This window comes from Streptomyces filipinensis, from assembly GCF_014649495.1.
Classification (GTDB): Bacteria; Actinomycetota; Actinomycetes; order Streptomycetales; family Streptomycetaceae; genus Streptomyces; species Streptomyces filipinensis.
In genome coordinates this window covers 360,354-380,129 of sequence record NZ_BMTD01000007.1, presented here as the reverse complement: position 1 = coordinate 380,129, position 19,776 = coordinate 360,354, and the positions used below count along the sequence as shown (strand labels likewise).

15 protein-coding genes are annotated in these 19,776 nt (G+C 72.6%); 4 read left to right on the top strand and 11 right to left on the bottom strand.

Annotated elements, in window-relative coordinates:
- Positions 1-15: 15 nt before the first annotated feature.
- The 3 genes from modB (at position 16) to IE244_RS18905 (ending at position 2,947) form a co-directional block, all read left to right on the top strand.
- A complete protein-coding gene (gene modB / locus IE244_RS18915) occupies positions 16-864 on the top strand; it encodes a molybdate ABC transporter permease subunit (protein ID WP_191874692.1) in 849 nt (282 codons plus the stop codon).
- Positions 861-1,955, top strand: coding sequence for an ABC transporter ATP-binding protein (locus IE244_RS18910; protein WP_191874691.1), 1,095 nt, complete (start codon positions 861-863; stop codon positions 1,953-1,955). The genes modB and IE244_RS18910 overlap by 4 nt, the downstream gene beginning before the upstream one ends.
- Before the next feature lie 215 nt (positions 1,956-2,170).
- A complete protein-coding gene (locus IE244_RS18905; protein ID WP_191874690.1) occupies positions 2,171-2,947 on the top strand; it encodes a class I SAM-dependent methyltransferase in 777 nt (258 codons plus the stop codon).
- Positions 2,948-3,190: 243 nt separating this feature from the next.
- Here the strand turns inward: IE244_RS18905 and IE244_RS18900 are convergent, their stop codons facing one another.
- From IE244_RS18900 to IE244_RS18885, 4 genes are read right to left on the bottom strand one after another with little or no spacing between them, the layout of a single operon-like run.
- Positions 3,191-4,861, bottom strand: coding sequence for a glycoside hydrolase family 13 protein (locus tag IE244_RS18900; RefSeq protein WP_191874689.1), 1,671 nt, complete (start codon positions 4,859-4,861; stop codon positions 3,191-3,193).
- A gap of 38 nt (positions 4,862-4,899) precedes the next feature.
- Positions 4,900-5,733 carry a carbohydrate ABC transporter permease gene (locus IE244_RS18895; RefSeq protein ID WP_191874688.1) on the bottom strand — a complete coding sequence of 278 codons (834 nt, stop codon included), beginning with the start codon at positions 5,731-5,733 and terminating at the stop codon, positions 4,900-4,902.
- Positions 5,730-6,785: a carbohydrate ABC transporter permease gene (locus IE244_RS18890; RefSeq protein ID WP_191874687.1), complete on the bottom strand. Its 1,056-nt coding sequence runs from the start codon at positions 6,783-6,785 to the stop codon at positions 5,730-5,732. Before IE244_RS18890 ends, IE244_RS18895 begins: the two co-directional genes overlap by 4 nt.
- 10 nt (positions 6,786-6,795) lie before the next feature.
- Positions 6,796-8,094 carry an ABC transporter substrate-binding protein gene (locus IE244_RS18885; protein ID WP_191874686.1) on the bottom strand — a complete coding sequence of 433 codons (1,299 nt, stop codon included), beginning with the start codon at positions 8,092-8,094 and terminating at the stop codon, positions 6,796-6,798.
- A 328-nt stretch (positions 8,095-8,422) separates the two neighbouring features.
- Between IE244_RS18885 and IE244_RS18880 the strand changes: the two genes are divergently transcribed.
- Positions 8,423-9,484 carry a LacI family DNA-binding transcriptional regulator gene (locus IE244_RS18880; protein WP_308436271.1) on the top strand — a complete coding sequence of 354 codons (1,062 nt, stop codon included), beginning with the start codon at positions 8,423-8,425 and terminating at the stop codon, positions 9,482-9,484.
- A gap of 103 nt (positions 9,485-9,587) precedes the next feature.
- Here IE244_RS18880 and IE244_RS18875 read toward each other — a convergent pair whose 3' ends face one another.
- The 7 genes from IE244_RS18875 to IE244_RS18845 all read right to left on the bottom strand — a co-directional run bounded on the left by IE244_RS18875 (position 9,588) and on the right by IE244_RS18845 (position 19,655).
- Positions 9,588-10,487, bottom strand: a complete 900-nt coding sequence (locus tag IE244_RS18875; RefSeq protein WP_191874685.1) for a hypothetical protein — start codon at positions 10,485-10,487, stop codon at positions 9,588-9,590.
- 44 nt (positions 10,488-10,531) lie between these two features.
- Positions 10,532-11,515 (bottom strand): ScbA/BarX family gamma-butyrolactone biosynthesis protein, encoded by a 984-nt coding sequence (locus IE244_RS18870; protein WP_191874684.1) that lies wholly within the window; start codon positions 11,513-11,515, stop codon positions 10,532-10,534.
- 10 nt (positions 11,516-11,525) lie between these two features.
- Positions 11,526-12,467, bottom strand: coding sequence for a nucleoside-diphosphate kinase (locus IE244_RS18865; RefSeq protein ID WP_191874683.1), 942 nt, complete (start codon positions 12,465-12,467; stop codon positions 11,526-11,528).
- A complete protein-coding gene (locus IE244_RS18860) occupies positions 12,464-13,558 on the bottom strand; it encodes an SDR family oxidoreductase (protein ID WP_191874682.1) in 1,095 nt (364 codons plus the stop codon). Before IE244_RS18860 ends, IE244_RS18865 begins: the two co-directional genes overlap by 4 nt.
- Before the next feature lie 38 nt (positions 13,559-13,596).
- The gene (locus IE244_RS18855) at positions 13,597-15,729 is read right to left on the bottom strand and encodes a hypothetical protein (protein WP_191874681.1); all 2,133 of its coding nucleotides are present in this window, start codon (positions 15,727-15,729) and stop codon (positions 13,597-13,599) included.
- On the bottom strand, positions 15,726-18,452 hold the full coding sequence (locus tag IE244_RS18850) for a phosphoenolpyruvate synthase (RefSeq protein ID WP_229854201.1): 2,727 nt from the start codon (positions 18,450-18,452) through the stop codon (positions 15,726-15,728). The genes IE244_RS18855 and IE244_RS18850 overlap by 4 nt, the downstream gene beginning before the upstream one ends.
- 534 nt (positions 18,453-18,986) lie before the next feature.
- Positions 18,987-19,655 (bottom strand): TetR/AcrR family transcriptional regulator, encoded by a 669-nt coding sequence (locus IE244_RS18845; protein ID WP_191874680.1) that lies wholly within the window; start codon positions 19,653-19,655, stop codon positions 18,987-18,989.
- Positions 19,656-19,776: the final 121 nt, after the last annotated feature.

The following is a 19,776-nucleotide window of genomic DNA, read 5'->3' as shown; positions in this document are numbered from 1 at the left end:
CGGGTTCCTCAAGCCGTGACCCCGCTCCACGAGACCGACGCCGCGACCGGCCCCCGCACGGCCCGGCCGCGGCGCCGCCACGTCGGAACGAGCGCCCCACCGCCTCTCCTCCTGCCCGCGCTGGTCGGGTTGGCGTTCCTGGTCCTCCCGCTCATCGCCCTGCTGGTCAGGGCGCCTTGGGGAACCATGCCCGACCTGCTGACCAGCACCGAGGTGTGGCAGGCACTGCGCCTGTCCCTGATCTGCGCGACGGCGGCGACGGCCGTGAGCCTGGTGCTGGGCGTGCCGCTCGCCTGGCTGCTGGCGCGGGTCGAGTTCCCGGGGCGTGGGCTGGTCCGGGCCCTGGTGACGCTGCCGCTCGTCCTGCCGCCGGTCGTGGGCGGTGTGGCCCTGCTCATGGCGCTCGGCCGCAACGGGGTGATCGGCAAGTGGCTCGACAGCTGGTTCGGGGTCACGCTGCCGTTCACCACCACCGGAGTGGTCATCGCCGAGGCGTTCGTCGCGATGCCGTTCCTGGTCATCAGCGTGGAAGGCACCCTGCGGGCCGCCGACCCCCGCTACGAGGAGGCGGCCACGACACTGGGCGCCTCGCGCTTCACCGCGTTCCGCCGGGTCACCCTGCCGCTCATCGCCCCGGGCATCGCGGCCGGCGCCGTGCTGGCCTGGGCCCGCGCGCTCGGTGAGTTCGGCGCGACGATCACCTTCGCCGGCAACTTCCCCGGCCGCACCCAGACCATGCCGCTGGCCGTCTACCTCGCCCTGCAGAACGACCCGGACGCGGCGATCGCCCTCAGCCTGGTCCTGCTGGCCGTGTCGATCGCGGTGCTCGCGGGGCTGCGCGACCGCTGGATGAGGGCCGCATGACCGACACCCGTAAGTCCACACAGAACGCCGTCGGCGCGCCCGGCCGGGCCGCGGACGGACTTGCCGCCCGCCTGGTGGTCGAGCGCGGTGCCTTCCGCCTCGATGTGACGCTGACGGCGGCGCCCGGTGACGTGGTCGCCCTCCTCGGTCCCAACGGCGCCGGCAAGACGACCGCCCTGCGCGCCCTCGCCGGTCTCGTCCCGCTCGCCGGCGGCCATCTCCGGCTCGATGGGGCGGAGTTGGACCGTACGCCTCCGGAGTCGCGTCCGGTCGGCGTCGTCTTCCAGGACTACCTGCTCTTTCCCCATCTGTCCGCGCTGGACAACGTGGCCTTCGGACCGCGCTGCCACGGCGCGAGCAGGGCGGAGGCCCGCGCCCAGGCCGCCGCCTGGCTGGAACGGATGGGGCTCGCCGAGCACGCCGCCGCCAAACCCCGCCGGCTCTCCGGCGGCCAGGCCCAGCGCGTCGCCCTGGCCCGCGCCCTGGCCACCCACCCCCGGTTGCTGCTCCTGGACGAGCCGCTCGCCGCTCTCGACGCCCGCACCCGTCTCGATGTCCGCGCCCAGCTCCGCCGCCATCTGGCCGACTTCGAAGCGGTCGCCGTCCTCGTCACACACGACCCGCTGGACGCCATGGTGCTGGCCGACCACCTCGTCGTCATAGAGGACGGACGTGTCGTCCAGGAGGGCACCCCGGCGGACATCGCCCGCCACCCCCGCACCGACTACATCGCCCACCTGGTCGGCCTCAACCTCTACCGGGGACAGGCCCGAGGACACGCGGTCCAGGTCGACGGCGGCTGCGTGGTCACGACGACCGAGGACCTCACCGGCCCCGCCTTCGTGGCCTTCGCGCCCGGCGCCGTGACCCTGCACCGCGAGCGTCCCGCCGGCTCCAGCGCCCGCAACCTCTGGCGCTGCGAAGTGGCCGGTCTGCAGAGCCACGGCGACCAGATCCGCGCCGACCTCACCGGCGAGCTGCCCCTGGCCGCGGACCTCACCACGGTCGCCGCCGCCGAACTGGACCTCCGTCCGGGAGCCACGGTGTGGGCGACGGTCAAGGCGGCCCAGACCCACGCGTACCCGGCCTGAGAGGACGAGCGGGTCCTGGGCGGGAAGCGACCGACCCACGTCTTGTCACTACCTCCAACCCCCTGCACACACCAGCCAGGTATTTTGTGAGATCCACCGAGCATTTGCCAGGTGATTGTCGAACATCAGCCGCAGATGCAGGATGGAGGCTCGACCCTGCGGTACCCGCTCCGGTCGTAGCGCACCCCTGCTCACGAGGCGAGGTAGACCCCCCGATGACCACACGCACCCAGGACGGCAGCGTCGGCGACGTCGCCCACGGCGCCATCGGCTCAGGACACGCCTCGTTCCGTCGGCCGGACGAGCGGATCGCCCGGTTCGTCGCCGAGGCGCTGGGCGACGCCCGTAAGGTGCTCAACGTCGGCGCCGGCGCCGGATCGTACGAGAGCGCGGCGCGTGCGGTGACGGCGGTCGAGCCCTCGGAGTCGATGCGCGCCCGGCGCCCGACGGGGCTCACCCGTGCGATCGACGCCGTGGCGGAGGAGCTGCCCTTCGCCGACGGCGAGTTCGACGCTGCGATGACGCTGTTCAGCGTGCACCAGTGGTCCGACGTGCGGACCGGACTGCGCGAGATGCGGCGCGTGACGGTCGGGCCCGTGGTCATCCTGACCTGCGACCCCGCTCTGGTCCGGGACTTCTGGCTGTACCGCTACGCACCCGAGGTGCTGGACATCGAGGCCCGTCGCTACCCGCCCGTCGAGGAGCTGGCCGCGGCGCTCGGCGGCGCCTGGACCGTCCAGACCGTGCCCGTCCCCCTGGACTGCACGGACGGGTTCAACGAGGCGTACTACGGCCGGCCCGAGTTGCTGCTCGACCCCGCCGCCCGTCAGGCGTGCTCGGCCTGGAGCTTCGCCGACGACCACGCCCGCGAGCGCTTCGACCGGACGCTGCGGCGCGACCTGGAATCCGGGGTCTGGGACGAGGAGTTCGGCCACCTGCGCGGTCGCCCCACGTACGAGGGCTCGCTCGTGATCGTGCGCGCGACCCCGTGAAGGCGAGTGACCGCCCACTGCCCGCGCCGGCACTCCGCGTCGCCGCAGGCGCGGCACCGGCTGGGGCGCGGCCCACGACGGGGAGGGCGGTGCTCGTGCCGGTCCGCGAGCCCGCACGGGCAGGCGCGCCGATCGTGCGCACGCGGTGGGACCGTGGTGGACCGGCTCGCTCGGGCCAGGAACGGGGAGCGCACCTCCGGTGGCCGGAGACCGGAGGTGCGCCGCGCACGGGGGGGCAGCCGGCTACACCGCCAGCCAGACCGCCTGGTCGGGCTTGAGCAGGCCGTCCTCAAGGGGGCCGCTCGACAGCAGGACCGAGGTGTGGGCGGGCAGTGGGCAGGCCTCGGCCGACAGGTTGACCGCGCAGACGAAACCGGGGTCACGGGCGAAGGCCAGCACCCCCTCGGGAGCGTCCAGCCAGGTGAGGGTGCCGTCGCCGAGCGCCGGATGGTCGCGGCGCAGCCGCAGCGCACCGCGGTAGAGCTCCAGCATCGACGCGGCGTCCCCGGTCTGCGCCTCGACGCTCAGCCCGGCCCACGCGGCGGGCTGCGGGAGCCAGGGCGGGGTGGAGGCGTCGTCGGGGCTGAAGCCGTACGGTGCCGTGTTCCCTGACCACGGGATGGGCACGCGGCAGCCGTCCCGGCCACGGTCGGTGTGTCCGGACCGCTCCCAGACGGGGTCCTGGAGCACGTGCTCGGGCAGGTCCTCGACCTCCGGCAGGCCCAGTTCCTCGCCCTGGTAGATGTAGGCGCCGCCGGGCAGGGCGAGCATGAGCAGGGCCGCCGCGCGGGCGCGCCGGGTACCCAGTTCCAGATCGGCGGGGCCCTCGGGGCGGTACGGCTCATTGGCCGTCCACCGCCTGACCGTCCGGCGGCCGTAGCGGCTCGGGTGACGCATGACGTCGTGGTTGGACAGCACCCAGGTGGCCGGCGCGCCCACCGCGCCGAGCATGGCGAGCGAGTCGTCGATGACGGCGCGCAGGTCCTTCGCGATCCAACCGGACATGAGGAAGTCGAAGTTGAAGGCCGTGTGCAGACCGTCCCTGCGGACGTACGCGGCGAGCCGCTCGGGGGTGTCCGCCCAGGCCTCGGCGACGAAGGACCGGTCACCGGGGAACTCGTCGGCCACCTTGCGCCAGGCCCGGTAGATGTCGTGGACCTCGTCGCGGTCCCAGTGGGGGTGGTCGACGTGGGTGCGGGGCCCCGCGTCCACGGCGTCCCGGGAGACGAGGGGGCCCAGCACCGCCGCCTCCTGACGGGGCGGCAGGTCGGGCAGTTCGGGGTGCTTGACGAGCCCGTGGGCGACGTCGATACGGAAGCCGTCCACGCCCCGGCTGAACCAGAAGCGCAGGACCGATTCGAACTCCGCCCGGACGTCGGGGTGTTCCCAGTTGAGGTCCGGTTGCTGGGGGGCGAAGAGGTGCAGGTACCACTCGCCGTCGGGCAGCCGGGTCCAGGCCGGGCCGCCGAAGCAGGAGACCCAGTCGTTCGGCGGTGCGGAGCCGTCGTCGCGGCCGGGGCGGAAGACGTAGCGCTCGCGTTCCGGACTGCCGGGGCCTGCCGCCAGGGCGGCCTGGAACCAGGCGTGCTGGTCGGAGGTGTGGTTGGGCACGATGTCGGGGATGACGCGGATGCCGTGCCGGTGGGCTTCTTCGATGAGCTGCTCGGCCTCGGCCACCGTACCGAACAGCGGGTCGATCGCGCGGTAGTCGGCCACGTCGTAACCGTGGTCCGCCATCGGCGACTTGTACCACGGGTTGATCCAGATGGCGTCGACGCCGAGCGACTTCAGGTAGGGCAGGCGGGAGCGGATGCCGGCGATGTCACCGACGCCGTCGCCGTTGGCGTCGGCGAAACTGCGGATGTAGACCTGGTAGATGACGGCGCTGCGCCACCACGGTGCGGTGCTGGGCATGGTGTGGAGTGGGCCCTTTCGGGAGTGCGGGAGGGGGTCTACTTGGCCGCGCCGGCGGTGAGTCCGGCGACGATGCGGCGCTGGAAGAGCAGCACCATGACCACCAGCGGGACGGTGACCAGGACGCCCGCCGCCATCTGGCTGCCGAACGGGGTCTCGAACTGGGTCGCGCCGGCGAACTTGGAGATGGCGACCGGTGCCGTCTGCATGGCGGACTTGTTGGTCATCGACAGGGCGATGAGGAACTCGTTCCAGGCGGCGATGAAGGTGATGATCGCGGTGGTGAAGATGCCCGGCGCGGCGAGCGGGATGATGACCTTGCGGAACGCCTGGCCGCGGGTGCAGCCGTCGATCATCGCGGCGTGTTCCAGTTCGTCGGGCATCTGGCGGAAGAACGTGGTGAGGTTCCACACCGCCAGCGGCAGCGCGAAGGACATGCTGGGCACGATCATGGCCTGGTAGGTGTTGATCCAGCCGATGTCCGTGAACAGCTTCAGAAGCGGGACCACGATCGACACCACCGGGAACATCGAGGTGGCGATGATCAGGGTGAGGATCAGCCGCTTGAAGCGGAACTCCAGCCGGGCCATCGCGTAGGCGGTGAACGTGGCCAGCAGCAGCGCCAGCGCCGTGGTGACCCCCGCGACCAGCAGGCTGTTGAGGAGGGCGCGGGTGAATCCCTGGGACGGGTCGAACACCGCCCGGTAGTTCTCGAACGACACCGGGGAGGGCAGCGGCGAGGTGTCGAAGATGTCGGAGGTGCGCCGCAGGCTGGAGACCAGCATCCAGTAGAACGGGGCCAGGCAGTAGGCCACCACCGCGGCGACCCCCAGGTACAGCAGCCGGGTGCGCACGTTCGCTGTGCGGGTCATGCCGCCACCTCCGTACGGCGCGGCGCCAGGATGCCCCGCAGGCTTCTCCGGTTCGCCTTCCCGCCGTCGCGGTCGCCGACGAGGTCCGCGCCGAGCAGCCGGACGAAGGCGAGCGCGATGAGCAGGACGTAGAGGAAGAGGATCACCGCGTAGGCGGAGGCCGGTCCGAAGCGGACGTTGGAGGCCTCGTTCTGGGCGAGCATGGACAGGGTTTCCACCGAGTTCTTCTGCGCGCCCACGAGGATGTACGGCAGGTCGAACATGCGCAGCGCGTCCAGGCAGCGGAACAGCACCGCCACCAGCAGCGCGGGCTTCACCAGGGGCAGGGTGACGTGCCAGAACCGGCGCAGGGCGCTCGCCCCGTCGATGCGGGCGGCCTCGTAGACCTCCTTCGGGATGACCTGCAGCCCGGCCAGGACCAGCAGTCCGATGAAGGGGGCCGTCTTCCACACCTCGGCGACGACGACCGCGACCTTGGCGTGGAAGCCCTCGGTGGTCCACAGGATCTGGCGTCCGAGGATCGCGTTGGCGATGCCGTTGCTGTTGAAGACCCAGCGCCACAGCAGGCCGGAGATGGCCGTGGGTACCGCCCAGGGCACGAGGATGCCGGCCCGTACCAGGGCGCGGCCCCTGAAGGCCTGGTGCATGATCAGTGCCATCACCACGCCGATCACCGTCTCCAGGCCCACCGTGACGACCGTGAAGAACGTGGTGTTCCAGAAGGCGTTCCAGAACCGCTGGCCGGCGGCGCCGAGTATGCCGGCGTAGTTGTGCAGCCCGACGAACGGCTCGGTCGTGCGGATGAATCCGGTGCTGGGATCGAGGCCCTTCGGTCCGTAGAGCGATTCGTGCAGCGCCATGAGCGTCGGATAGAGCACCACGATGGTCAGCACCAGGAGCGTCGGGGAGACCAGCAGTGCCGCCATCCGGCCCGAACCGGCGGTCGCCCGGGCCCGCGTGCGGCGACGCGGGCGCACAGGTGCGGAGGGCCGCGGTGCGGCGCTGCCGTGTTCGCGCACCGCCGTGCCGGGCGGGGTCGTCGTGTCCGTCATCTCCCGCTCCTCACTGCGCCGTGGACTTCTGCAGCGCGCTCTGCAGGTCCTTGAGCGCCTGGGCACCACTCTTGGCGCCGGTCAGCGCGGCGTACGCCTCCTGCTGGATCGCGGAGGTCGCGTCGCCGTACTGCACGACCCGCGGCCGGGGCACGGCGTGCAGGATGGACTGCTTGAGGTCGGGCAGGTACGGATACCGCTTGACCAGCGAGGCGTCGTCGTACGACCGCGCGTACGGCGGGGCGAGGGAGGCGTCCTTCAGGAACGTGCTCGCGCTGTCCTGGCTGCTGAAGAACTTCATGAAGTCGAGGGCCGTGGCCTTGTTCCTGGCGAAGGACGACAGGGCGAGGTTGTGACCGCCCAGGCTGGAGGAGCCGGGTCCGTTCAGGCCGGGCAGCGGCGCGACCGTGAACTTGCCCGCCAGCTTGCTCTTTTCGGCGAGTGCGTACATGTAGGGCCAGTTGCGCAGGAAGATCAGCTTGCCGGACTGGAAGGCCTGGCGGCCGTCCTCCTCCTGGTAGGTGACGGCCTCCTTGGGGATCGTGCCGTCCTTGAGGGCGCCGACGAGGAAGTCCAGGCCCTTGCGGGCGCTGGGCGTGTCGACGTCCGGCTTGCCGCTCGCGTCGGTGACGACACCTCCCGCGGAGTTCACGGCCTCGGCGAAGTTGACCGTCAGTCCCTCGTACTTCTGGAACTGACCGGCGTAACAGGACATGCCTTCCGTCCCGGGCAGTCGCTTCACCTTGGCGCAGTCGGCCGTCATCTGGGACCAGGTGGCCGGGGGCCTGGTGATGCCGGCCTTCTTCAGCAGGTCGGTGCGGTAGTACAGCAGTCCGCCGTCGGAGCTGGCCGGGACCGCGTACAGACCGCCGCGGTACTTCGCCGTCTCCACCACCGGCTTGAGCATGTCCTGCAGCGGGAACCTCTGTCCGGGCAGCCGGTCGATCCACTGGTGGGCGGCGAACTCCGACGTCCACACGACGTCGAGGGAGAGCACGGTGTAGGCGTCGGACTTCGTCTCCGCGTTCTGGATCATCTGCTGCCGCTGCGAGTCCGCGTCCGTGGGCAGCTGGACGAAGGTGACCTTCTCCTTCGGGTGCAGCGTGTTCCAGCGGTCGATGACCTTCTGCACGACACCGGAGGTGTCCTTTCCGGCCACGTAGGTGATGGGGCCGCGGCCCTCGAAGGACGTGTTCCCGGCCGGCTGGCCCGAGTCACTGCCCCCGTTCGAGCCGCAGGCGGTGAGGAGGAGCCCGGCGGCGACGAGCGGCGCCGAGCACCGGAGGGCTCTGGTGGTCCTGGTCTTCACTGTCTCTCTCCTGGTCGTGCGGGAACCGAAGGCGCGACTGATCGCCCGTGAGACTGTGCTGTCACGGCACTTCGATGAAGAAAAGTGCAGGTCAAAGACGTAAATGAGGGATGGGCAAGAACGGCTTCGAGCCTGTCGAGACAACGCTTGCACGCTAGGAGTGCACTCAGGCGAAGTCAATCCGTAACTTGTCGGTAGTTCGAACGAGCCTGGAAGAGCACATGGCCTAGTTACTGGCAAAGGCTGATATGGCGACCGCGGAGGACTGTCGTGACAGCGCTGTCACGTGGGATGGGAACAAGACCCGCCCCTGTGCTAGCTTCCGCTCATGTCACCCGCTCAACGGCATCCCACGATGGCCGACGTCGCCGAACGGGCCGGCGTCTCCCCGTCCACCGTCTCCCGCACCCTGCGCGGCCTCCCGACCGTCTCGCCGGAGGTCCGCGCCCGCGTCGAACAGGCCGCCCGCGAGCTGAACTTCGCGGTCTCCCGCCAGGCGGCGAGCCTCGTCACGGGAAAGACCGGAGTCGTGGCGGTGCTCGTGCCGACGCTCAACTCGTGGTTCATGGGATCGGCGCTGTCGAGCCTGGGGCCCCTGCTGCGCGCGGCCGGCCGGGAACTGAACGTCTACGTCATCCCCGACATGACCGAGCGCATCGCGTTCTTCGAGCGCCTCCCGGCCCGCCGGAACGCCGACGCGCTGCTCGTCTTCGGCTTCGACCTCACCACCGAGGAGACGGCGCGCCTGGACGACCTCGGCATGCCGGTCATCTACGTCAGCCAGCACGCCGAGGGCCGGCCCAGCGTGTACGTCGACGACGTCGCCGGTGCTCTGAAGGCCACCCGGCACCTGCTCAACCTCGGTCACCGTCGGATCGCGTTCGCGCCGACCACCGGGGCCACCGGATTCAGCTTCAGCTCGCGCGAACGCCTCCTCGGCTACCAGCAGGCTCTGACCGAGGCGGGCATCCCCCTCGACGACGAACTCGTGGTCACCATGGCGGCCGACGACACACGCGGTCTGATCACCGGAATCGGACAGCTGCTGAGCCTGCGCGAGCCACCCACCGCGCTCTTCGCCGAACAGGACGAGCTGGCCGTGGCCGTCATCCACACCCTGCGGCGGACCGGCATCCAGGTGCCCGACCGGATGTCCGTCATAGGCTTCGACGACCACCAGGTGGCCCAGTGGTTCGATCTGTCCACCGTCGCCCAGTCACCCACCGACATGGGCCGGCTCGCGGGAGAACTCGCCCTGCGGCTCATCGACGACACCGCAGCCGACCACACCCGGCACATCATCCTGCCCACCCAGCTGATCCCGCGGGCGACGACGGCCCCGCGGGCCACGCCGCAACCGGACGAAGGGACGGCAGAGACACTCCCGTAGGCGCCCTCCTGCAGGGCATCGGCCGCGGCCGTACGCCGGTCAGCCACCCCGCCGCCGTCGTGGTGCGGCACTCGACTCCGCGCCGGACGGGGGCGTGCGTCCGTCAGGGCCGCCACACCGCCAGGAGGGCCAGCGCGAGGTAGGTGGCCACGACGAAGCCGGTCGCGGTCGCCATCGGCCAGCCGCCGCGGCGGGCGGCCAGGAAGCGCAGGGTGCCCCAGGCGGGCAGGGCCGCCGCGAGGCAGGGCAGCAGCCCCGGCGGGCCGTCCGGCGCGCACAGCAGCACCTCGCAGCCGACCGCACCGGCCGCGAGCCCCGCCGTCACCGCCGCGCTGCGGCGCGGACCGAGGTCCGCCGAGTACAGCCGGGCACCGGGCGGCGCCTCCCAGGCCGTCTTGCGGGCGAACTCGACGTGCAGGAACACACAGGCGCTCAGGACGAGCAGCACCGCGCCGCGCCAGTCGGCGGTCACGGTCCCGGCGTCGACCAGCGACCCGTACACATAGGCGCCGAGCAGGGCCTGGACCGGATAGGTGACCGCCAGGCCGAGCAGCTGCCGGTCGCGGACCGCGGACGACAGCCGTTCCAGTGCGGCCAGGAGCAGCCCGTACCCGAGGACCGCGAGGAACAGCAGGGCGGCCGCGGCCGAGAGGGCGGCGCTCAGCGCTGTCGCCACGACCGCGATCGCCGTCATCGCGCCGCGCAGTTCGGCGGCGGTGATCGCGCCGGTGACGAGCGGCCGGTCCGGGTGGTGCACACGATCGTGGGCGAGGTCCTTCTGCTCGTCCAGCATCCGCAGGAACAGCAGTGCCAGTACGACGCCGGTGACCCGCACCCAGGTGGCGCCGGTCGGCCGCCAGGCCGTGCCGGTGGCGGCGACCGCCGAACCCTCCAGTGCGAGAACCCACAGCAGCGCGTAGGTGGCGTAGAGGGGCGGCCGGAACCTGCGCAGCACGAAACGGCCCAGTCTGGCCGGTACGCGCCGGGCGGTGACGGTGGTCACCGCGAGGGCTCCCCCTGTCCGGGCCGGGGTCGGCGGAGACGGCGTCATGCGGCTTCGTGGGCCGCCCGGCCCGCGAGGACGCGCGTCCGGGCGGACCGGTCGGGATCGGCCAGCCGGATCCGGGCCTCGGCGGCCACCGCGCCGGGCTGGTGCAGGGTGCACGCGATGTCCGCGTGGGGCAGCACGGGAGCGGTGCGGCACCGAAGCGGCAGGTCCATCTCGGCGAAGCAGCGGAACCGCGCGGTCAGGCCGACGGGCAGCGCCGTGGGGGTGGGGACCGCGCCTGCGGTGACGGCCGCCGTCAGGGCGAGCTGCCGGAACGCCTCCAGCTCCAGCATGCCGGGCACGTGGTCGACCCAGTGGTCGTACAGGGTCGGGTGCGTGGTGTCGGCGATCAGGCGTGCGGTGTGCGTGCCGTCGGCCGCGGTGCGGGGTGGGGAGATGACCGTGTTGGCCGGGTCACCCCGGCCGACGAGGGCGGGATCGACGCGTGGGCCGGGCAGCGCGACGGGTGTGTCGGGCAGGCCGAGGGCACCGCGCTGTCGGGCCCGCAGGCACGTCCAGTCCTCCGGGGGCATCCAGGAGTAGTCGATGCGGGCCAGCAGCGCGTCCTGGGTGCCGACGGTGCAGGTGAAGCGCAGCCGCAGGCCCGTCGGCGCGGCCCGGGTGCGGAACCGGTCCTCGATCCGGACGGCGATGACGGCCTCGGCCGGAAGACCACCGCACACGAGGACCGCCGGATCCGGCACCTCGAACTCGACGGCACGCAGCAGGAACTTGTACCCGAGGGGGACGTCGAGGTAGCGGTGGGCCACCACGAAGATGCCCTGCCTGCACGCTTCGAACAGCAGCAGTGGATCGTGGTGGGTACGGGGCCCGAGGGTGTCGTGGTAGAAGGCGTGGCGGCGGGGAAGCTGTGCGGCCAGCAGCAGCTCGTCCTCGCCGCGGCGCTCGGCGTCGGTGAGGAAGACCTCGCAGACGGCGGCGCGGTGCACCAGTTCCTTGGAGAGTGTCCGGGTGAACTGCATGGGCCGCTCCTCAACTCGGGGTGGCGCGGACGGTGTTCAGGTGGCGGCGCCAGGTGGCGACGTCCGCCCCGTCGAGCACGGGGGCGCGGCCGGGTACGCGCATGGGGAGCACCGTGGAGCCGACGATGACCTGGTCCCACGGGTCGAGGCCGATCCCCCGCTCCCACGCGCTCTCCAGCAGCTCGCGCGGTGCGGCCGGGGCGGCCCCGCCGTGCCGGGACACGGTGTGCCGCAGCCGTTCGACGGCGGGGGCGAATTCCAGGTCCCGGGGCTTCGTGGCCGCGTACAGCCGGCCGGTCAGCTCCAGGGCGTTCGCGGTGCGGTCCTCGTCGGCGAGGGCGGACCGGAAGAGACGGTCGCGGGCGGTGTCGTCGAAGTGGACGGCCAGCTCGCGCAGGACGTCGGCGGGTTCGTCGGGGGTGTGCACCAGGTTCAGCAGGTAGCTGTGGCGGCCGAGAAGGTGCCTCAGCTGGCCCGGTCGGCGGGCGTCCGGGTCCGTGGGGCCCTTGCGCCGGGTCAGTTCGACCGAGGCGGGGATGTCCAGGTCACGCTCGGGGCGGACGAGCAGCACGAGGGCGTCGGCGTCCTCCAGGAACAGGGCGGCGAGCCGCCTTCGGTGCGAGGTGGCGAGGTTCCACTGGAAGTACCACAAGGCACGGATCATGGTGCGGGTCAGGCGGGTGACGGCCGCGCCGACGATCCTGAAGCCGCGCCCGGTGAGCCAGTCCACGGCCGCCTCCAGTCTGCGGGCCACCACGGCGTCCGGCTTGAGCAGCAGCGCGGCGTGCCGGTGGGCGAAGCCCGTGACGTCGGCGGTGAGGGCGGCGAGCTGGTCGTAGCTCTCCTGGAAGTAGGTGTCCGCGCCGTACAGCCGCTGTTTGGCGGGGTGGCAGGTCAGCAGCGGGGAGACGGGCATGCCGTGCGGCGGGTCGGTGAGGTGGGCGGGGGTCATCGGTGGGTGCTCCCGTCGGGTCGGACCGCCGCGGCCGGTAGCCGGCGCGGAGCCGGACCGAGATAGCCGGTGGCGAGGCAGTGGTCGAGGAGGCGGCGCAGATACGGTCGTGCGCCCGTGGGCGCCGGCCGGCCGATGAAGGCCGCGGCCCGGGTGTCGTCGAAGTGGACGCGCCGCCGGAAGTAGGTGTCGTACAGGGAGATGACGCGGTTGTAGTAGGGACGCTCGCCGTCCGGCAGTGCCTGGGCGCTGAACGCGGACGGCGGGACGAACCGCGGCACCTGGAAGCAGGGGTATTCGGCGAGAACGTCGGAGAAGTCACGCAGGGTCAGCTCGTAGCCGACGGCGTGCAGCGTGCGGCACCCGGCGACCCGGGCGCGCAGGGTGGCCTCGGTGACCAGGTCGGCGACGCGGTCGACCGGGACCAGGTCGAGGACGGCGTCGTAGTGACCGGGCACGGTCCGCACCAGGCCCCGGGTGAGGACCCGGAGCACGGGGTAGATCGTCTTGAAGTCCCGGACGCGGCCGGTGCGGCCGGCACCGGTGACGATGCTCGGGCGCACCACGGTCACCGGCAGGCCGTCCGCCGCGGCTGTGCGGGCGAGGGTCTCGGCGGCGAGTTTGCTCTTCTCGTAGCCGCTGCCCGGGCGTTGGCCCACATCGAGTTCGTCCTCGCGGGCCGTGCCGTCGCGTTCCCCGCACACGTAGGCGGTGCTGAGGTGCACCAGCGGGGTGCGGACGGCGAGGGCGAGGTCCAGGACGTGCCGGGTGCCTTCGACGTTCAGGCGGTCGTAGTGCTCGTCCGGCAGTCCGAAGTCGGTGACGGCGGCGCAGTGCACGATCCGGTCGGCGATGGCGGCCAGTCTCCGGTCGTCGTCGGTCATCCCGAGGCCGGGGCGGGTGATGTCGCCGGTGATCCGGGTCAGGGTGCCCGGGCCCGGGGTGAGCTTTCTGCCGTTGTTGCGGACGAGTTCGGTGTTGTGGTGCAGCAGGGCCAGCACGGTGTGGCCGGCGGCGGTGAGCCGGGCGGTCACCTCGGCACCCACGAAACCGCCGGCGCCGGTCACCAGCACCGTCATCGGGTCGGACATCGGTGGATCCTCCGGGCGGAAGGTCGGACGGGGGGCTCTCACGGGTCCTGGTGCCGTTCCAGGGCCGGGCGGGGCGCGGTGCCATGCCCGGCCAGCAGGTCGCGGGCCTCTTCGATGGGCAGTTGCGCGTCGAGGTGGGCGCCGATGCGCAGCCAGTCGTAGCCGAGCTGGAGGGTGGCCCGCCAGGTGTGCGCGGAGTCGAAGGAGAGCGGGAACGAGTCGGCACCGACGGCGCCGCGGACCTGGCCGATGAAGGCGCGCAGCGCCGCGAGCAGGGTGTCGCCCTGTTCCGCCGAGCCGACGCCGCGTCCCAGCAGGTCGCCGGCGCGTGCCCCGATCGGCCGAATGGCGGGCGGCAGCAGGTCCAGGCGGCGCACGAGGCCTGGGTCGGCGGGCAGCGGATGGACGCCGTGGGCGCTGAGCAGTCCGCGCAGCGCGGCGTGCACCGCGCGGCGCGCGGTGAGTTCGGCCACCCGCCACTGGCCGCGTCGCAGGGCGCCGGTCACATCCTCGACGGCGTTCTCGACGACCACGTTGGACCACACCAGCGCCATGGCCGCGGCGGCGAACCGGTCGGCGGGCAGGGGCATCAGGTCGATGGCGCGGGGACCGCTGACGGCGGCGCCGTGCACCGACAGCAGCGGCTGAGCGGTCGAGGGCGGCGGGGTGAGGGGGCCGGGCGGGGCGGACAGCGGCAGCGACGGTATGACGGTACCGCCGCCCTTCCAGGCGAGGCGGATCAGCCCGTGGCGCAGGAAGGCGGCCAGCAGCGGACCGGGGTCGGCCACGCCGGTGTCCTTGGCCTGGGCCAGTACGCGGGGCAGCGGCCGGCCCAGCACGAGGGAGCGCCAGACGGCGCCGGCGTCGTCGCCCAGAACGAACACGTCGCGCCGGCAGCGGATGACGTGGACCCGTTCACCGGTCTGCCAGGTCGTCACCCCGGCCACCCGCTCCACGATGAGCCGCTCGGGCCGCCACGGGACGCCGGCGATCCCGAGATCGGCGGCAAAACCGAGGCAGGCGGTCAGGTGATCGCGGACGGCATCGGGGGCGGGGGTGCCGCTGGGATCTGTGACGGCACCCGGCGCGAGGACGGCGTCAGACGCGGGGGCGCTGGACGCGGGGGCGGCAACCGGTGCAGGGACGGCGGCGGGCGCGGGGGCGACGGCGTTGGAGGCGGGCGCCGGAACCGGCGCAGGGACGGCGTCGGGCTCCGCAGCGGCACCCGCCGCAGGTACGCCGCCGGGCGCGGGGGCGGCAGCCACCGCAGGGACGCCACGGGACGCCGGTACGGATCTCGGGGCAGGGGCGGCACCGGGCGGAGGGGAGGCGCTGGGTGCGGTGACGGTGCCAGGCTCGGGGGCAGCGGTGTCCGGCACGGGGGTGGGGCTGGGTGCGGGAGCGGCGCCCGACGCCGGCACGGAACCCGGCCCTGCGGCGGCATCCGACGCAGAGGCGCCACCCAGCGCAGGCACGGATCCCGACACGGCGGCGGCACCCGGTGCGAAGGCAGCGCCGGGTGCGGGGGCGGTGGTGTCCAATTGCCAGTAGCGGTCGCGTACGTCCGGGTGGCCGGCCCGGTCCAGTTGCAGGGACAGCCACTTGGGTTCGAGGTAGGTCTCGCCCCGGGCGGCCGCCCAGGACTTGACGGTCTGCAGGAGCCCCGCGCGGGTCCAGCCGACCGCCTCGTCACTCTCGTCGAGGCACACCAGCGCGATCGCCTGCCGCAGGGACTGGCGGGCCCGGTGCGCCCACCAGTCGGCGGTGATCCGGCCGAACCGTTCGGCGGGCAGCATCGCCTTGACCTCCTCGACCAGGGCGTGGCCGCGCAGCGGGTGGCTGTGCAGCAGCCGCTGGCAGCGGTTGAGGAGATCCTCGGAGAGCCGGCCAGGCCGTTCGGCTCCCTCCTCAACCGCGCGGAACTGGTCGGCGATCTGCCGCACCGACCGGGTGCGGATCTCCACCCGCCGCCCGTCCACGAAGAGCAGGGACGGCATGGTCGGCAGGTCGTCCTCGCAGCGGCCGAGGAACAGGAAGTCGATGTCGGAGGAGGGGTTGCCGAACCCTTCCGCGAGGGAGCCCTCCAGGGCCACGGCCCACTCGGTGCCGTAGGGAAGTGCGGCGAGGGCCTTGTCGAGCAGGTCCTGCAGTTGGTCCTCGGTGAGGATCACAGGTGTGTCTCCGTTCGGGGGCCGTCCTGGGCGGCGGGCAGGCCGTCGTCGGGCGGGTCGGCGAGTACGGTGACCGTCCCGGCGGCGCCGTCGACGCGCAGCCGGGCGCCGGTGCCGATCTCGGTGGTGGCGTCCTTGACCTGGACCACCGTCGGAATGCCCAACTCCCTTGCCACGATCGCGACATGGGTGAGCGGGCTGCCGCGTTCGATGACGAGGGCGGCGGCCTGGGGCAGCGCGGCGGCCCAGCCGGGGTCGGTGCGATAGGTGACCAGGATGCCGCCGCCGATGTCGTGCGGGCGGTCGGTGACCAGGGCGGACCCTTCGGCGATGCCGGGGCAGCACGGCGTGCCGCGCAGTTCGCGGGCACCGCTGCGGGCGGCCGGGGCGCCGGACCAGCCGGCCCGTTCCAGGTTTCCCGACCAGTACGGGGCGCCGTGGGTGGTGAAGCGGGACGGGGCGCGCAGCGCGGTGTCGGCGGCCAGTCGCGTCCGGCGCAGCGCGACCAGCTCGCGCAGCTCGGTGTGGACGATCATGCCCTCGTAGGCGCCGCCGATCTCCTCCAGACGCAGCATGAACACGTCGTCCCAGGCGTCGATGGCCCCCACGCGCGCCAGGTCGCGGCCCAGGGCACGCAGCATGCGCTTGGCCGCGCCGAAGGCCCGAGTGCGGCAGAACCGCAGCCGTTCCCGGTCGGCGAGCGCCGCCCGGGCCTTCTTCCGCACCTGCTCGTACAGCAGGCGGCGCGGACCGCGCAGATGCTCGTCGAGGTAGGCGTCGGCCTCACCGCCCCGGCCCGCCGTGCCCCCGTTCGCGGTGTCCGGCAACGCGTCGCGCAGCAGCGTGAACAGTCCGGCCGGGTCCTCGTGCAGGTCCGGGACCTCCAGCTTGAGTTCGTCGGGGCTGCGGTAGCCGTAGTCGGCTCGGTAGGCGTCGACGGCGGCCAGGAACCGGGTGTGGCCGGCTTCCTGCAGCGCCTGGTGGGCCTCGGAGTCGGGGGTGTGCGCCAGCAGGTGGAGGATCGCGGGGTCGGCGCGCGCCCGGGCGGCCAGCTCGCGCAGTGCCCGCACCGGTTCGGCGGACTCGACGGCCCCGCCGGGGGCGGCCGCGGCCCAGGTGAACCACTCGGGTGCGTGCGGCAGCCATCTACGGGTGAGCAGCGCCAGCAGGCCCAGGGAGAGCAGGATGGTGGCGTCCAAGGTCTGCATCGGGCCCCATTTCCCGATGAGTTCGCGCTGCAGCCGACGGAAGCGGCGGTAGGTTTCGTCACCGGGCAGGGCGTCGTAATCGACATTGTTGAAGATCGCGTAGGCCCGGTAGAAATCCCGGTGGAAAGTCTCCACGGATTTCCGGATGGTGAGGAATCTCCTGACGAAGACGACCGTGCGTGCCAGGTGGGACAACCGGCCGCGCAGCCCTGATCGAGGGGTGAACGGATGGAGTGCGTCGGCGGTCTCGTCGGGAATGCTCTCCGCGACCCCGAGGGACTTCTCCAGGACGCGCCGGTTGAGCGGGTACAGCGGGGCCAGGCGGACCATGCGGTACCAGTGGAACAGGTTGTAGTAGACCCGTCCGTGCAGGTATCCGAGCAGGTGCGGGGTCCACTCCCGCACCTCGCGCAGCCGCTCGCCGCGGACACCGAGGGCGCGGGCGTAGGCCTCGTACACCTTGGCGTAGGTGTCGGCGGCGAAGCTGAAGGTGAGCGGGGAGACGACGCCGCTGAAGCTCTCGATGATGTTGGAGTTGTCCCAGATCCGCGGCTCCCCCTCGGGCTCGGACGCGGGTTTCGGGCTGGTGACCGGGCGGCTCTGCAGGATCCACAGCGTGCCCTCGGCGATGGCCCACTCGATGTCCTGCGGGGTGCCGTAGTGGGCGGTGACGCGGCGCCCGGTCTCGTGCAGCCGGGCGAGTTCGGCGGCGGTCAGGGCCGGCGCGGCGCGGTCCTCGTCGGCGACGGGTGAGACCTGGCAGCCGGGTCCGGATCCGGCGTCGTAGCGCTCCTGCTTGGCGCCGACCACCGTGGTGAGCGGCTCGCCGGTGGCGGCGTCCAGGACCACGGTGTCCGCGTCCACCGCGCCCGACACCAGCCCCTCTCCCAGCCCGTGGACGGCGCTGACCACCTGGCGGTCGGTACGGCCGGTCGTCGGGTCGGCGGTGAACAGCACGCCGCTGCGCTCGGCCGGCACCATGCGCTGCACGATGACGGCGATGCCGCCGGGGCCGGGCGGCAGCCGGTGCCGGGCGCGGTAGCGCAGGGAGCGTTCGGAGAAGCCGGAGGCCCAGCAGCGGCGGACATGGGCGGTGACTTCGTCCAGGCCCCGGACGTTGAGGAAGCTGTCGAACTGGCCGGCGAAGGAGTGCCGGGTGCCGTCCTCGTCCGCGCCGGACGAGCGGACGGCCACGACACCGCCGCCGGCCTGCCGGTAGGCGAGGGCGATGGCTTCGGTGACGCGCGCGCCGAGCGGCGCGGACTCGATCAGGCGGGCGGCCTCCTCGGCGACCTGCCGGGCCCGTGCCGGCCGTGCGTCGGCGAGCAGCCGCGCCAGGGGCTCGTCCAGTCCGCCGCCGCGGCGGAATTCGGCGAAGACGTCCAGGCCGAGGACGGACCAGCGTGGTACGTGAAAACCGGACGTGCTCAGGGCGTGAAGGTTCTCTGCTTTTCCACCGGCCCATTCGGCGATCAGGGAATGGTCACTGGACGCTGTGAGGACGTGCAGGGGCAACTCGTTTCCCTTTCAAGGGGGTTACGCAACGGGTGCGCGTCATGCAATCTCGCCCGAATGTTTCACAGCATGACCGGTCAAAACTTCCGGTGCGCCCGCGGCGGGCGCTTTTCGGCCGTCGTGACATTTTCAATTTCCTGGCCGTCCATGCCGTTCAGGACGCCGTGGCAGGGATTCATGGCGGCGCGGGGCGGGCGGAGGATCGGCCCGGCGACCCGCCCCCTGGATGCGGCAGCCCGTGCTCGGCCCGCACCGCGTCCGCGCTCTGACCCGGGAAAGCGGCTGAGCCCCGCGCGCGGCTCGCCCGCCCCGACGTCGGCCCCGAACGGCCCGGTGCCCGGTTCGGGCCGCGCCCCGGCGCTCGCCTCGATCGGGCTGATTCGGCCCGTGACCGTGGGCAGGACATCATGCACCGAAGCCGCCGGGCTCGCCGGCCGCCCGGCCCCGGCTCGGCCTGCGGTCCGCGGCGAGAACCTGAGGTGGGGCACGGACGGCCGCGCGCCGGGCCTCCCCGGTGGTCGGCGGCGGTCCGGACTACCGCCGCTCTTCCGGCTGTCGCTCCGCCGCTCGTCCCCCGGGCGTCTTCCCGTCGCCCAGGAGTCCTTCCAGTGCCGTGAGGACATGGCCGCAGATCTCGTCCGGTTCCGCGCTCGCCAGCGGCTCCTGGCCGACCACCACCCGCATCAGGCCGATGCCGAGCAGCCAGGCCATGGCGAGCTGCGCGCGCAGCTCGCCGTCGTCGGCCGAGGAGAGGGCGGCGAGGGCGGCGGCGTACTCCTCCCCCAGCGCGCGGACGGTGTCCGGGGCGGCGTCGGCGCTGCCGATGGAGCGCAGGTACACGGCCAGCAGCCGGTCCGCGTCCGGTTTGCCGCCCTCCGCGAGGACACCGCGCAGCGCGGTCTCGAACAGCAGGTCCGGGGGCGTGCTGACCAGCTGCTCCTTGCCTCCCTGGGCCATGACCTCGGTCAGCAGGGCTTGCTTGGATCCGAAGTAGCGGAATATGAGGGCCTGGTTCACCCCGGCGCGTCCGGCGATGTCACGGACGGTGGCCGCCTCGTACCCGCGCTCGGCGAAGACCGCGCCGGCCGCCTGCAGGATGCGCAGCCGGGTCCCCCGGGCATCACGCGTGCGGTGCGGGGAGTCCTCGCCCGCGGGACCGCCGCCGGGCCGGTCCTGGTGCCGCGTGTGCTCGCCGATGTCCACCCTCTGCTCCTTCTGCCGTCCGCCGTGAGCCCGCTCGTGCCCGCCGAGAAGCCGTCAGGGTAACGGCTGGTTAGCGTCGTTGACCGCTCGGTGAGTGCCTCCTAGCTTTGTAAGCAGGTGC